The 14,216-nt window shown below is 66.6% G+C and carries 9 protein-coding genes; 3 read left to right on the top strand and 6 right to left on the bottom strand.

Annotation, left to right across the window (positions count from 1 at the left end; genetic code table 11):
* Positions 1 to 295: 295 nt before the first annotated feature.
* Both LL972_RS18755 and LL972_RS18750 read right to left on the bottom strand, forming a co-directional pair.
* Complete coding sequence (locus tag LL972_RS18755; RefSeq protein WP_228328873.1) at positions 296 to 2,839, bottom strand: excinuclease ABC subunit UvrA; 2,544 nt, start codon at positions 2,837 to 2,839, stop codon at positions 296 to 298.
* 512 nt (positions 2,840 to 3,351) lie between these two features.
* Positions 3,352 to 3,990, bottom strand: a complete 639-nt coding sequence (locus LL972_RS18750; protein WP_228328872.1) for an HD domain-containing protein — start codon at positions 3,988 to 3,990, stop codon at positions 3,352 to 3,354.
* 148 nt (positions 3,991 to 4,138) lie between these two features.
* Here LL972_RS18750 and LL972_RS18745 point away from each other — a divergent pair, with 148 nt between their 5' ends.
* On the top strand, positions 4,139 to 4,885 hold the full coding sequence (locus tag LL972_RS18745; protein WP_104532771.1) for an EAL domain-containing protein: 747 nt from the start codon (positions 4,139 to 4,141) through the stop codon (positions 4,883 to 4,885).
* Positions 4,886 to 5,096: 211 nt separating this feature from the next.
* Here the strand turns inward: LL972_RS18745 and LL972_RS18740 are convergent, their stop codons facing one another.
* Together LL972_RS18740 and LL972_RS18735 are read right to left on the bottom strand one after the other, a co-directional pair.
* Positions 5,097 to 6,791, bottom strand: a complete 1,695-nt coding sequence (locus tag LL972_RS18740; protein ID WP_228328871.1) for an FAD-dependent oxidoreductase — start codon at positions 6,789 to 6,791, stop codon at positions 5,097 to 5,099.
* Between the two features lie 394 nt (positions 6,792 to 7,185).
* Positions 7,186 to 7,824 carry an alpha-ketoglutarate-dependent dioxygenase AlkB family protein gene (locus LL972_RS18735; protein ID WP_228328870.1) on the bottom strand — a complete coding sequence of 213 codons (639 nt, stop codon included), beginning with the start codon at positions 7,822 to 7,824 and terminating at the stop codon, positions 7,186 to 7,188.
* A gap of 307 nt (positions 7,825 to 8,131) precedes the next feature.
* Here LL972_RS18735 and LL972_RS18730 point away from each other — a divergent pair, with 307 nt between their 5' ends.
* The gene (locus LL972_RS18730; RefSeq protein WP_228328869.1) at positions 8,132 to 10,486 is read left to right on the top strand and encodes a GH92 family glycosyl hydrolase; all 2,355 of its coding nucleotides are present in this window, start codon (positions 8,132 to 8,134) and stop codon (positions 10,484 to 10,486) included.
* 1 nt (position 10,487) lies between these two features.
* Here LL972_RS18730 and LL972_RS18725 read toward each other — a convergent pair whose 3' ends face one another.
* Positions 10,488 to 11,195 (bottom strand): DUF429 domain-containing protein, encoded by a 708-nt coding sequence (locus LL972_RS18725; RefSeq protein ID WP_228328868.1) that lies wholly within the window; start codon positions 11,193 to 11,195, stop codon positions 10,488 to 10,490.
* Positions 11,196 to 11,378: 183 nt separating this feature from the next.
* Here LL972_RS18725 and LL972_RS18720 point away from each other — a divergent pair, with 183 nt between their 5' ends.
* A complete protein-coding gene (locus tag LL972_RS18720) occupies positions 11,379 to 12,281 on the top strand; it encodes an SDR family oxidoreductase (RefSeq protein ID WP_104582375.1) in 903 nt (300 codons plus the stop codon).
* A 343-nt stretch (positions 12,282 to 12,624) separates the two neighbouring features.
* Here the strand turns inward: LL972_RS18720 and LL972_RS18715 are convergent, their stop codons facing one another.
* A complete protein-coding gene (locus tag LL972_RS18715; protein ID WP_228328867.1) occupies positions 12,625 to 14,085 on the bottom strand; it encodes a glycoside hydrolase family 30 protein in 1,461 nt (486 codons plus the stop codon).
* Positions 14,086 to 14,216 lie beyond the last annotated feature (131 nt).

Below are 14,216 nucleotides of genomic sequence, written 5' to 3'. Positions count from 1 at the left end.
TCGACGCCCAAACTGCCAGAATCCGAACAGATAAGGCTCTTACGCGGCATCCATGCCGCGTAAGGTCCCGCGACGGTAAGCGGGCAAGGACCAGGCGAGATGGTCGGTGCGCATGGACGCGCCGTGCATGCCGTACGCCCGTGCGATGCGATGAGCGGCAGTGCGGTGTGATCGGTTCTCTGCGATGCGAGCAATCTCGCTGCCGTGCCGAGATCACTTCACTCGTTAACGAAGGCGCGTCTGGCCAACACGTTCCGCCATCGCTACGACGTTCGAAAAGAGTTATTAGCCACGCTTATTCCCCGCGCAGCACCTGCGCCAGGAACGGCGCAGTGCGGCTGCCGCGCTGCCGCGCAACCGCCTCCGGTGCACCCGCCGCCACGACAGCGCCACCCGCACCGCCCGCGCCCGGCCCCATGTCCAGCACCCAATCGCTGCTGGCGGCCACGCGCATGTCGTGTTCGACCACGATCACCGTGTTGCCGGCCTCCACCAGGCCTTGCAGCTGACGCATCAAGGTATCCACGTCGGCCGGATGCAGGCCGGTGGTCGGCTCGTCCAGCACATACACGGTGTCGCGCCGCTGCGCACGTTGCAGTTCGGTCGCCAGCTTGATGCGCTGCGCTTCGCCACCAGACAGTTCGGTGGCCGGCTGGCCAAGCCGCAGGTAGCCCAGCCCCACTTCGCGCAACACCTGCAGCGGACGCAGCACGCTGGCATCGTCGGCAAAGAATGTGGCGGCCTGGTCCACCGTCATCTCCAGCACCTGCGCAATGGTGTGGCCACGCAGCGCGATCTCCAGGGTCTTGGCGTTGTAGCGCGCGCCGTGGCAGGTGGGGCATGGCGCGTAGACGCTGGGCATGAACAGCAATTCCACGTGCACCGAGCCCTCGCCCTCGCAGGTGGCGCAGCGGCCCTTGGCGACGTTGAACGAAAACTGCCCCGGGTCGTAACGGCGGCGGCGTGCGGCCGGTGTGGCGGCGAACAGCTTGCGCACCGGATCGAACAGGCCGGTGTAGGTGGCCAAGTTTGAACGTGGCGTGCGGCCGATCGGTTTCTGGTCCACCCGCACCAGGCGGCGCACCTGGTCGAGCCCGCCGACGATCGCACCACCCAGCGGCACCTGCGTGCCGCGCTCCAGCGGGTCCAGCGCTTCGTCTTCCTCTGCCGGGGTTTGTCCAAGATGGGCAGCCAGCAACTCCACCAATGCCTGGCTCACCAGCGACGACTTGCCCGAGCCGGACACACCGGTCACGGTGGTGAACACACCCAGCGGCAGGTCCACATCCAGCTCGCGCACATTGTTGCGGGTGATGCCCCGCAACTGCAGCCAACCGGTGGCCGCACGCGCATGGCTGTGCACCTGCGGCGGGCTGCCGAACAGGTAACGCCGCGTGGACGAGCCCTCCACCTGCTCCAGCCCAGCGGGCGGGCCGCTATACAGCACCTGCCCACCGTGCACGCCGGCAGCCGGGCCGACGTCGACGATCCAGTCGGCGTGGCGGATCACATCCACCTCGTGTTCGACCACGAATACCGAATTGCCCGCGGCCTTGAGCTGATCCAGCGCGCCCAGCAAGGCCTGCGCATCGGCCGGATGCAGGCCCGCCGATGGCTCGTCCATCACATACACCACGCCGAACAGCTGCGAGCGGATCTGCGTGGCCAGCCGCAGCCGTTGCAGCTCGCCCGGCGACAGCGTCGGCGTGCTGCGCTCCAGGCTGAGATAGCCCAGGCCCAGCGCCTGCACCACGGCAATCCGCGCGCGCAGGTCGGCGGCGATGCGTTGCGCAGCGATCGCCTGCTCGGGATGCGTGTCGGCCTGCTTGCGCTTGTCGTTACGCTTGCGCTGGCCATCGGCATCTTCGGCAGCCGGGCGCAGCAAGTCGGCCACCTCGTCCAGCGGCCGCCGCGACAGCTCGCCGATGTCCAGGCCTGCAAACGTCACCGACAGCGCTTCGCGCCGCAGCCGCTTGCCGTCGCACTGCGGGCACTGCGTGCTGATCAGGTACTGCGCCGCGCGCTTTTTCATCTGCGCGCTCTGCGTGGTGGCAAAGGTATGCAGCACATAGCGCCGCGCACTGGTGAAGGTGCCCATGTAGCTGGGCTCCTCCTTGCGGCGCAGCGCGCGCCTGACCTCGTCCAGGCTGTAGCCGGCATACACCGGCACCACCGGTTGCTCGTCGGTGTAGAGGATCCAGTCGCGGGTCTTCTTCGGCAGCTTGTGCCACGGCTGGTCCACGTCGTGGCCGAGCGTGGTGAGGATGTCGCGCAGGTTCTGGCCATGCCAGGCACCTGGCCAGGCGGCGACCGCGCGATCGCGAATGCTCAGCGTGGGATCCAGCACCATGGTCGCTTCGGTCGCATCGTAGATGCGCCCCAGGCCGTGGCAGGTCGGGCAGGCACCGGCCGGGGTATTGGGCGAAAAGCCGTCGGCATAGATGATCTCCTGCCCCGGCGGATAGCTGCCCGCACGCGAATACAGCATGCGCAGGGAATTGGAGATGGTGGTGACGCTGCCCACCGACGAGCGCGCACTCGGCGCGCCGCGCGCCTGCTGCAAGGCCACCGCCGGCGGCAATCCTTCGATGGAATCCACCTCCGGCACGCCAACCTGGTCGATCAGGCGCCGCGCATATGGCGAGATCGAATCCAGGTAGCGCCGCTGCGCTTCGGCGAACACGGTACCGAACGCCAGCGACGACTTGCCCGAGCCGGACACACCGGTGAACACCACCAGCGCATCGCGCGGGATGTCCACGTCCACGTTCTTGAGGTTGTGCTCGCGCGCACCGCGCACGCGCACCAGGCCGGAGGAAGACGAGATTACGTTGGACATGACCACCAGACCGACATTCGACAGCGCCCTAGCCTAGCGCGGCGCGCATGCAGCCGATGTCAGGGGCAACGGCCAGTCCTGCGGCGCCTGACGCTGATCGCCTGGACATGCGTCAATCGAGGGCCCAGCAGCAAACGCGCAGCGTCGAGTGCGCGGTGCCCTCACCGCTTGCGGGACACGCCGTGAACCCATCCCTGGGGGCTCGGTGGCGGCATCCATGCCGCCACACGGTCCCGCAACCGGCAAGGACACCGCACCAGACGGTTGTTCGGCTACCTTATAAAAACCAAGCACACCGATCATCTTGACTGGCCCTTGCCCGCTCACCGTCGCGGGACCTTACGCGGCATGGATGCCGCGTAAGAGCTTACATGGACGTACTTGCAGCGTGTCCCGCGATGGTGGGCGGGCAAGGGCCCTGCAGCCAACTCGCAGCGTCGAGGGCGCGGTGCGCTCACCGCTTGCGGGACACGCCGTCAGCGAAGGTCGCAGATCAGCTGCGTACAACGCGATCAGCCCAGCGCGTGCGCCGGCACCGGCTGCTCGCCGGTCTCGGCCAAGGCCTGCATGCGTGTCACCACGCCAGTGAACAACCGCGCGGTGGCGGCATCGCGCGTGCGGAAGATCGCTTCCAGCTCGCCGTAATACCACAGCGTGCCGGCGCGCCCGGCGGTGAACACGTTGAAGATGTCCTGGCCCACATCCGGGTTTTCCAGGTCCTGCACGATGGTGCGCGCGTTATAGAGCTTGTCGCAGCCGGACACCAGCAAGGCGCGCTCGGGCGTGTTGCGCAGGTGGTCCAGATAGGCCAGCTTGCGTTCGCGCCAGTCGCGTTTGCGCGCGCTGTCGGTGTTGTCCACCTCGGCCTTGTCTTCGGCAGTGGCATCGGTGCATGCCATCACGATGTCGGCCACCGCATCACCGAACTGCGCGCGGATCGAGGCTTCATGGCCGCCACCGCAATCTTCCACCACATCGTGCAGCAGCCCGGCGATGGCCTGGTCTTCGTCGCCGCCGCATTCCAGCACCAGCGTGGACACGCCCAGCAAGTGGCTCAGATATGGAATCTGCGTGCCCTTGCGCACCTGCCCGGCATGGGCGATGCGCGCGTAATCCACGGCCAGGGCGTAACGTTCGGTGAGAGCGGTCATGGGGCGTCCGATGCGAGTGAGGACGCATTATCGCCGAGCGCGGTGACGCGTCAGGTGAGGATGGCGCGAGGATGCGTGTGCAGACTCAATGACGCGGCGTTGCGGCCGATACCGCTAGGCTCACCCCACGCCGCACGATTGCCCAGCCATGCCCACGCTTCCTGTTTGCAACGCCTGCCGCGACGGCCAGGACTTTCCCACCGCCATCACCATGGCGTTCCAGCCGATTGTGGATGTGTCCACCCGCAGCATCTACGCCGGCGAAGCGCTGGTGCGCGGGGTCAACGGCGAATCGGCCGGCAGCATCCTGGCCGCGGTGGATGAGCGCAACCGCTACGCCTTCGACCAGGCCTGCCGCATCAAGGCGATCGAATGCGCCGCGCAGATCGCGCTGCCGGCCTTGTTGTCGATCAACTTCATGCCCAATGCGGTCTACAACCCCGAGCACTGCCTGCGCGCCACGCTCTCGGCCACCGCGCAGTACGGCTGGCCACTGGACGCCATCATTTTCGAAGTCAGCGAACAGGAACACCTGGCCGAGCCGGCGCATCTGCTCGACATCATGCGTACCTATCAGGCACGCGGCCTGAAGACTGCCATCGACGACTTCGGCGCCGGCTATTCCGGCCTTGGCCTGCTGGCCGACTTCCAGCCGGACCTGCTCAAGCTGGACATCGCTCTGGTGCGCGGCATCGACGCCGACCGCAGCCGCCAGGCCATCGTCCGCCACACCACCCGCATGTGCGAAGAACTCGGGATCGCGGTCATCGCCGAAGGCATCGAACACCCGGACGAATGCCGCGCCCTGCGCGACATGGGCATCCACCTGCAGCAAGGCTATCTGTTCGCCCGCCCGCAGATCGGCGAACTGCCGCAGGTGCATTGGCCAGAATAGGCATCAGGCGCGCCACCACGCCAGCGTGTAGCTCCGCTACGGCCCCGGCAGCTGCCGCACGCAGTGTGATGATGTGTCGGGCCAGCGACCTCAGATCGCGCGTACCGAGTGGTAACAGCCTGATGGCCTGGGAACGGAGGAATCGAGCCACCACAAGCACTCGCTCTTCCGATTCCCGATTCCCGATTCCCGATTCTCTATTCCCGATTCTCTATTCCCCAGCGCTGGCCAGCTCGGAAGCCGGCACCGGATTGGCCTGATGTGCCAGGTACTGATGGATCTGCGCAACCACCGCCGCGCCCTCGCCCACCGCCGCGGCCACCCGCTTGACCGAGCCGGCCCGCACATCGCCGATGGCGAACACGCCGGGGCGGTTGGTTTCCAGCGGCAGGCAGGCCGGCACGCCATCCCCACGCGCGTTGCCGGTGACGACGAAACCACGCTTGTCCATCTCGACGCATTGCTGCAGCCAACCGGTGTTGGGGTCGGCACCGACGAACAGGAACAGATGCCGCAACTCCACCCGCGTAGTCTGCCCGTCGGCGCGTGTGCGCAACACCGCCGCCTGCAGACCACGCTCCGGATCGCCTTCCAGCGCGGACACTTCGGTGCCGGCATGCAGCTGCACGTTCGGCAGCACGGCGATGCGATCGATCAGATATTGCGACATCGACGATTCCAGCCCTTCGCCGCGAATGATCAGGTGCAGCTCCTTCACCCGCGGTGCCAGGAACGCCACCGCCTGGCCGGCCGAATTGCCACCGCCCACCAGCGCCACCACGCCGCCCTCGCACAGCCGTGCTTCCACCGGCGAGGCCCAGTACGACACGCCGTGGCCTTCGAAACGGTCCAGCCCTTCGATCTCCGGACGCCGGTAACGCGCACCCGAAGCGATCACCACGGTGCTGGCCAGCAGCTGTTTGCCGTCGGCCAGATCCAGCTTCAGCGCGCCGTCGTCGCGGCCGCATTCCAGCGTGCCGGCCTCGATCGGAATCGCCAGCTCGGCGCCAAATTTCAACGCCTGGTTGTAGGCCCGCCCGGCCAGCGCCTGGCCGGAAATGCCGGTCGGAAAGCCCAGGTAGTTTTCGATCCGTGCCGACGCGCCGGCCTGCCCGCCGATGGCGCGCTGGTCCAGCACCAACACCGACAGGCCTTCGGAGGCCGCATACACCGCCGTCGCCAGACCGGCCGGGCCGGCACCGACGATGGCCACGTCGTAGCGCTTGTCCGGGTCGATGTCCGGGGTCATGCCCAGGCAATGCGCCGCTTCGGCATCGCTGGGCTGACGCAGCACCCGCCCGCTGGGGCACACCATCACCGGCAGTTCCTGCTCCTGGATGCCGAAGCGCTGCACCAACGCGCGGCCTTCCTCGTCGGAGGCATCGATCACCGTGTTCGGGTAACCGTTGCGGGTGAGAAAGCCCTGCAACCGGGTCAGGTGCGGATCGTCCGGCTCGCCGATCAGCACCGAGCCCGAGGCATCGCCTTCGATCAGGCCGACCCGGCGCAGGATCAACGCACGCATCACCACCTCGCCCACTTCGGCCGAGCTGATCATCAGCGCGCGCAGATGCGCGGTGTCGAACGGCAGCGCCAGGCAGCCCTGCGGGCCGGCACGTCCGCCGGCCAGCGACGCGCGCCCGGCGAGTTGACTCACCTCACCGGTGAACTGCCCGGGCGTGTGCGAGGTGACCGGCTTTTCGTTGCCCAGCCCGTCGCGCCGAACCACTTCGATGGCGCCTTCCAGCACCACCCACACCGGCGCGTGCGCATCGCCCACGTCGAAGACGAGCTCGCCCGCATCGAAACGCTGCGCCGGCCCGCTGGCAAAACGCCGCGTGATCGCCAATTGGCCCGAGTCCAGCTCGGGAAACATCTGATGGTGGCGGGTATCGGCCAGGGACATGGAAGGGCGACGCTGAGGGGGGAGTACATGCAAGCATGGCCAGCCGTGAGGGCGATGGCAATCACCCGAATGGGCCATGCCGGGCGCGACAGAGCGAGCATGCGCGCGCAGCGCGGGTGGGTACGCCAGTGCGGTGTGCGCAGGCACAACGCATCACGCAGGTGTCAGCGCATCGCACGCTCACCAGCGGCGATCGGCATGATCGGCCGCAACCGTGCGCGCAGAACGTAGCTGACGCAGCCGCTGCGCTGGTTGCCAAGCGAACACGGCCCTGGAGCCGCTGCTGGTACGCAGCACTCGAACGCTCCGATTGCTCCTGTTGCAGCTGTTGCTCGGGTTGCTCTGGTTACTCCGCTTGCTCCGCAGCAAGCCGACAAACGTGCACCACGCCTTCTCAGCCAGGCGCCGCTTGCACCGGCTCCCAGTGCGGCCCGTGCTGGCCGGCGGCCATGCGCTCGGCCGGGCGCACGCGAAACACCACGCTGATGCGCTCACCCACCGCACGTGCGGTCTTGGCAATGCCGTGCTCGTGGCTCAGTTGCGAGGCATGGCTCATCGCCAACAGGCTTCCCGGCGCCAGTTCCACAGCGATCGCACGCGTATTGCCGTCCTTTCCGCGCAGCTGCATCCGCCGCGTCGCGCCCAGCGACACCAATGCAATCGGATGCGGCGCCTGCAGCGTCTGCAACTTGTCGTGATGCATGGCCACGCTGTCGCGGCCGTCGCGATACAGATTCAGGCCCACGGCGTTATACGGTGCAGGCAACACGGTCTGCACTGCATCGAGCAGCGCCCGCAACGGCAAAGCCGGCGGCAGCGGTGCATCCAGCCGATACGAGGCCAGCAGGCGCGGCACCTCCACCACACGGTCGTACATCTCGCGGCGCTGGCTGCGCCAGTCGGTCGCCTGGCGCAACGCGGCAAAGCACTGCTGCGCCATGGCAGGCGCCAGCAGCTGCGGCCAATAGCGCACGCCGCCTTGCGTATCGTGCAGCAGCTGCACGGGCGCGGTGGGAGTATCGAACAGATCCATCCTGGTGCGGACGGTTTGCGCGATTTCAGCAGCCTGCCGTTGTGGTTGTCCCGCAGCCGAAGCCCCGCGTTCGCACGCTATCTCGCAGCTGCTGGCATTGCGCTCGTTCCGTGCAGAAAAGGCGACCGATTTGCGCATCCGCTGCCTCCTGCGCGCAACGCCCGCAACCTCTCAAAGACAGGCGTACGCATCACCGCGGCAAGCCGTGCACCGGTTAGCGAGCTCAACGATGCAGCCATGGATGCCATGCGATCAGGCCCGACAGCTGTGCTACGGTCCGGCGCTGCATCCGCCTGGAACCGTTCGCATGCAGCATCGCTCGATCGCCTTCTCTCCGCTGCGTTGGCTGGCGTTGCTTGCCGCCTGCGTTACCTTCGCCGGCAACGCGGCGCCACGCGCGGACGACGCGGGTTTCAGCGCGGTGGATCCGTTTATCGGCACCGGTGGCGAAGGCCACACCTATCCCGGCGCCACGGTGCCGTTCGGCATGGTGCAGCTGAGCCCGGACACGCAGATCAAGCAGCGCAAGGAGGCCTATGGCTGGGCCGCCGGTTACCGACATGGCGACAGCACGATTGTCGGCTTCTCGCACACGCACTTTTCCGGCTCCGGGCATTCGGACCTGGGCGATGTCCTGCTGATGCCGCAAACCGGCCAGGTCAAGCTCGAACGCGGCGATGTCGCCACACCGGGCAGCGGCTACACCGCGCAGTTCGACCATGCCAGCGAGCAGGCACAGCCCGGCTATTACGCGGTGACCTTGAAAGACCGCAACATCCGCGCCGAACTCACCGCCAGTGCGCGCGTGGGTGTGCATCGCTATCAGTTCCCCAAGGGCGTACCGGCGCATGTGCTGGTGGACCTGCGCACCAGCCTGTACGACTACCCCGGCAAGGTGCAGTGGTCGCGGCTGCGCGTGCGCGGCGACGGCACCGTCACCGGCTTTCGTGAAACCCGTGGCTGGGCACCCGGCCGCCAGCTGTACTTCGCCATGCGCTTTTCGCGCCCGCTCACCGCCAAGCAATTGCACGACACCGAGCAGGACATCCCGTACAAGGGCTTTCCGCCGCCGGGCGAGAAGAATCCCGCGCAGCGCGCACAGATCGAAGGCCGGCAACTGGTCGGCGTGTTCGATGTTGCCAACGATGGCACGCCGCTGGTGGTCAAGGTCGCGCTGTCGCCGGTCAGCGAGGCCGGCGCCATCGCCAATCTCGATGCGGAGGTGCCCGGTTTCGATTTCGACCGCGTGCGTGCCGATGCGCGCGCACAGTGGACACAGGCGCTGTCGGCGATCGACGCGCAAGGCACGCCGCAACAACGCACCCAGCTCTACACCGCGCTGTACCACACCCTGCTCGGCCCCACCCTGTTCATGGACAGCGACGGCCAGTACCGCGGGCCGGACAATGCCGTGCATCAGGCGCGTGGCTGGACCAACTACTCCACGTTCTCGTTGTGGGATACCTACCGCGCCCTGCATCCGCTGCTGACCCTGGTGCAGCCAGCCCAGCGCACCAGCGACATGGTCAACTCACTGCTCGCGTCGCGCCGCGACAGCGCCTACGGCATCCTGCCGGTCTGGGCGTTCCACGGCCTGGAAACCTGGTGCATGATCGGCTACCACGCCGTGCCGGTGATCGCCGACGCCTACATGAAAGGCATCGGCGGCTTCGATGCCAACGAAGCATTGGACGCCATGGTCGCCAGCGCCAACTACGGCCCCTACGACGGCATCGCGCAGTACCGTGAGCTGGGCTATGTGCCCATCGATGAAGAAGGCGAAGCCGCCTCCAAGACGCTGGAATACGCCTTCGACGACTGGACCATCGCGCGCATGGCCGACAAGCTCGGCAAGCCCGCCATCGCCGCAGAATTCAGCAAGCGCGCCGGCAACTGGAAGCACGCCTTCGACCCGGCCACCGGCTACATGCGCGCGCGCACCCGTGCCGGCAACTTCCGCGCGCTGTTCGACCCCTCGGCCAGCGGCTACGGCAGCGACTACACCGAAGGCAATGCCTGGCAGTACTCCTGGTATGTGCCGCAGGACGTCGCAGGACTTGCAGCCGCACATGGCGGCGACGACCAACTGCTCGCGCGCCTGGATGCGGTGTTCGATGCCAAGGTCGACCCCAAGGTGTTCGCGCACATGGAAGACATCACCGGCCTGATCGGCTGGTACGCGCACGGCAACGAACCCAGCCACCATGTCGCCTATCTCTACGCCTACGCCGGCCAGCCCTGGCGCACCCAGGCGCGGCTGACCCAGATCATGGACACCCAATACCACGCCGGCCCCGAAGGCCTGGCCGGCAACGACGATCTCGGCCAGATGTCGGCCTGGTACGTGTTCACCACGCTGGGCTTCTATCCGGTGGCACCGGGCAGCAACCAGTACATCATCGGCCGCCCGTTCCTGCCGCGCGCCACGCTCAACCTGCCCAATGGCAAGCGCTTCAGCGTGATCGCCGATGGCCTGAGCAAGGCGCGCAGCTACATCGGCAGCGCCACCCTCAACGGCCAGCCGCTGACCCGCGCCTACCTCACGCACGAGGAAATCCAGGCCGGCGGCGAGTTGCGCTTGCGCATGCAGGCCACGCCGAACACGCAATGGGCCACCGATCCGGCGCAGCGGCCGTATTCGATGTCGACGCAGACGCGCTGAGTCAGTAGTGGATGCCCATGCGCAGCCCGCAGGCATCGCGCTCCACCACCGCCGGCAGGCTGCCGGCGGTGCCCGCGGCAATGCGCTGCGCGCTCCAGCAGGCCACCAGGGCATCCAGCACATCGTCCGGCTTGGCCAGCGCACGCGGCACACGCTCCAGTAACGCAGCCACCTGCCTGGCGCCGTAGCACTGGCCCAGCAAGGCGGCGCGCTGCTGGTGGCCTGCACTGCTCTTCTTGCCCGCCGCCAGGCCGTGCCCGCCGGCGAGCACGGCGAACGAGACTTCCGGGTGCACCTCGAACACGTGCTGCGCCCATGCCGGGTCGGCGCGCACCGCATCGTCCCAGTCACGAATCTTCGACAGCAGCGCAAACGACTGCACGCCAAAGCCACGCCGGCCGTCGTGGTCCAGCACCCGATGCAGCGCAGAGGCTTCCGCCTGCGTACGCGCATGCAACATGCCCCGCAGTGGCGCGGCAAAGATGCTGCATGCGCGGCGCCCACCGACAAAGCGCCGCGCCTGCACATCCGCAACGCGGGGTGCGTGCTCGCTCAAGCCGATCGGAATGTCCACGCCAAGCACAGCGACGCCGCCCAATGCGCTCCCCAGCGCGGCAACACTGGGGTAGCCGGCGAACTGCAAGCCATCGCCGGCCTCCCACACCGCCAGCCAGCCGCTGCCGGCGCCATCGATCCCTACACACTGCATTGCTGTCCTCCCGGTCTGCCGTGCGTGCACGGCGCTACGGCATCGCCCGCACGCTAGCTGCGTGACGCGTTCACATCATGCACAACATTCGTTCACCCGCACGCATCGCCATGGTTTCCAGACTGCACTGCATCGGCCGCGGCACGCTGCGGCCTTGTCATCCCCCACTGCAGGAGCCAGTGCATGTCCAGCACCAAGAACCAGTACGAAATGCAGAACCCGCTCACCCAGTTTCCGCAGCCCAAGTTCCCCGAGCAGACCCAGGAAGCGCCAGGCACCATCCATGCATTGCAGCCCAAGGCCGACCATGGCGAGCAGAGCTACCAGGGCTTCGGCCGCCTGAAGGGCCGCAAGGCGCTGATCACCGGCGCCGACTCCGGCATCGGCCGCGCCACCGCGATTGCCTACGCACGCGAAGGCGCCGACATCGTGCTGAACTACCTGCCGGAAGAAGAGCAGGACGCGGCGGAAGTGGTGAAGTTGATCCAGGCCGAAGGCCGCAAGGCCATCAGCATCCCGGGCGACCTGAAGGACGAAGCCTTCTGCAACGAACTGGTGGCACGCGCGGTCAAAGAGCTCGGCGGGCTGGACTTGCTGGTCAACATCGCCGGCAAGCAGACCGCGATGAAGGATATCGCCGACATCACCACCGAGCAGTTCGACGCCACCTACAAGACCAACGTGTACGCGATGTTCTGGCTGTGCAAGGCGGCCATTCCGCACCTGCCGCCGGGCGCATCCATCATCAACACCGGCTCGATCCAGTCCTACCAGCCCTCGCCGACGCTGCTGGACTACGCCTCCACCAAGGCCGCCATCGTCAACTTCACCAAGGGCCTGGCCCAGCAGGTCGCCGACAAGGGCATCCGCGTCAACGCGGTCGCACCTGGCCCGGTGTGGACCCCGCTGCAGCCCAGCGGCGGCCAGCCGCCGGAAAAGATTCCCGAGTTTGGCTCGGAAACCCCGCTCAAGCGTGCCGGCCAGCCGGTGGAGATGGCACCGCTGTACGTGATCCTGGCATCGCAGGAATCCAGCTACGTCACCGGCGAAGTGTTCGGTGCCACCGGCGGCTTGTTGCTGTCCTGAGCAGCCCAGCAAACGCGTTTCCAGCCTAGCGCCGCCACGGCCCCGCCGATTGCTGCGTGCGCAGCGATCGGCATTTCTCCGGTGGCATTTCTTCGGTGGCGTTTCTTCGGAGGGCATTTCTTTGGCGGGTTTCTTTGACGGCGTTTCTTCGGTGGCGTTCTTGGTACCGGCAACGGTATCGACGGGTGACGCATCAATGGGACGTACAGGCACGGTGGTCCGAACGGCGACGCAACGCTGGCTACGAGCACCCGTAAGCTCCCCCTTCTCCCCTCGGGAGAAGGTGCCCGAAGGGCGGATGAGGGTACGCAATCTCCACTAAAACTCCGCCCACAGTCCGCGCTTACTGCATCACCACCACCGTCTGGATCGCATGCGCCGGGATCTCCAACTCACTGGACGCGGCGCCCACATACAGGTTGTAGCGGATCGCCACGTCGCTGGCATTCATCACCACCGTCGCCAGGCTGCCATCGGTATTGAGAAAGGACGTCGTTGCCAGATTGCTGCGGCTGCTGGCCGCACTCACCCGCCGCGCACCGGGGCGGATGAACTTGGAAAAGTGGCCGATATACCAATAGCTCGGCGTGTAGATCACCTCGCCGGTGCGTGTATCGGCATGCACCGGCGCAAAGCAGTAATTGCCCACATGGTTCGGCCCGCCATGTTCGTCGAGCAGGATATTCCAGTCCGTCCAGCCCACCGCCCCATGATTGAGATCGTTGATGATGGCAGTGCCATAGCGCTCGCCGTTGGGCCAATGCTGCAGCTTTGCCGGGTCGAACTTCTCCACCGCCGCTTCGGTCAGCAAGAGCGGCTTATCCGGGTACGCCTGCGCCACCGCCGCCACGTTCTCCACCATCGGCGCGAACCCGGCCCAGGTCTCGTACCAGTGGAAGCCCATGCCCCACGCGTATTTCGCCGCGTCCGGATCGTCGAAGATCACATGCGCGCGGTGCAGCATCATGTCGCGGTTGTGGTCCCATACGATGATCTTGCGGTCGCCATAGCCCGCCTGCTCCATCGTCGGACCAAGATGATTTTTCAGAAAGTCGCGCTCTTCCTCGGCGGAAAACACCATCGACTCCCAGGTCTGCACCGCCATCGGCTCGTTCTGCAGGCTGATGCCCCAGATCGGGATGCCGGCCTTTTCGTAGGCCGCAATGAAACGCGTGTAATAGGTGGCCCAGGCCTGCGCATACGCGGGCAGCAACTTGCCGCCCTTGAGCATGCTGTGGCTGTCTTTCATGAAGGCCGGCGCGCTCCACGGGCTGGCAAATGTCGTCAATGTGCCGCCGGCCGCCGCGATGGCCTGGCGCAGCATCGGAATGCGATAACGCTCATCGTGCCTGACCGAAAAGCTCTTCAGCGCCGCATCGCCGTCCTTGATGTAGGTATAGCTGCCGCTGCTGAAATCCGAGCTGTGGATGGTGGTGCGCGCCAGCGTATAGCCGATGCCCTTTTGTGGGTCGTAGTAGGCAGTGAGCAAGGCGCGCTGCGCAGGCTTGGGCAGCCTGGCGAAGGTCTCGGCACTGGCATCGGTGATCGCCCCGCCGATGCCCAGCACCTCCTGGAAGCGCCGCTGCGGATTGACGAAGATGGAGTTCTCTTTCTCGGTCAACGCATGCCCGGCCTTGGGTGCCTCGGCAGTGCTGGCGCGCATCTGCTGCGCTGCACCTTGGGCGGAGGTGTAGACGCGTAGTGCGCCGGCGGGTGCTGCTGGCGGAACAGCAGCACCCGCAACCGCAGCGTCTACCGCCGTCGATGCGGGCGTGGATGCAGACGGTGCCGTCGATGCCGGCATCGGAATCGGCGTTGCTGCTGTTGCAGATGCTGCTGTTGCAGATGCAGATGCAGATGCAGATGCCAACACCGTTTCAGTCGCAGCACCCCAAACTCCCAGAACCCCCACCATCGACCACGCAATCGCTCGCT

It is taken from the genome of Xanthomonas campestris pv. asclepiadis, assembly GCF_020784175.1.
In the GTDB taxonomy this organism is placed as follows: Bacteria; Pseudomonadota; Gammaproteobacteria; order Xanthomonadales; family Xanthomonadaceae; genus Xanthomonas; species Xanthomonas campestris_D.
Note: the sequence above shows the minus strand (reverse complement) of the source record. Positions and strands in the feature narration are given on the sequence as shown.

Bases quoted from the DNA above. Each gene is read 5' to 3' on its own strand.
- LL972_RS18745 (WP_104532771.1), top strand. From the start codon at position 4,139: ATGCCCACGCTTCCTGTTTGCAACGCCTGCCGCGACGGCCAGGACTTT.
- LL972_RS18720 (WP_104582375.1), top strand. From the start codon at position 11,379: ATGTCCAGCACCAAGAACCAGTACGAAATGCAGAACCCGCTCACCCAG.
- LL972_RS18715 (WP_228328867.1), bottom strand. From the start codon at position 14,085: ATGCCGGCATCGACGGCACCGTCTGCATCCACGCCCGCATCGACGGCG.
- LL972_RS18735 (WP_228328870.1), bottom strand. From the start codon at position 7,824: ATGGATCTGTTCGATACTCCCACCGCGCCCGTGCAGCTGCTGCACGAT.
- LL972_RS18740 (WP_228328871.1), bottom strand. From the start codon at position 6,791: ATGTCCCTGGCCGATACCCGCCACCATCAGATGTTTCCCGAGCTGGAC.
- LL972_RS18730 (WP_228328869.1), top strand. From the start codon at position 8,132: ATGCAGCATCGCTCGATCGCCTTCTCTCCGCTGCGTTGGCTGGCGTTG.
- LL972_RS18750 (WP_228328872.1), bottom strand. From the start codon at position 3,990: ATGACCGCTCTCACCGAACGTTACGCCCTGGCCGTGGATTACGCGCGC.
- LL972_RS18755 (WP_228328873.1), bottom strand. From the start codon at position 2,839: ATGTCCAACGTAATCTCGTCTTCCTCCGGCCTGGTGCGCGTGCGCGGT.
- LL972_RS18725 (WP_228328868.1), bottom strand. From the start codon at position 11,195: ATGCAGTGTGTAGGGATCGATGGCGCCGGCAGCGGCTGGCTGGCGGTG.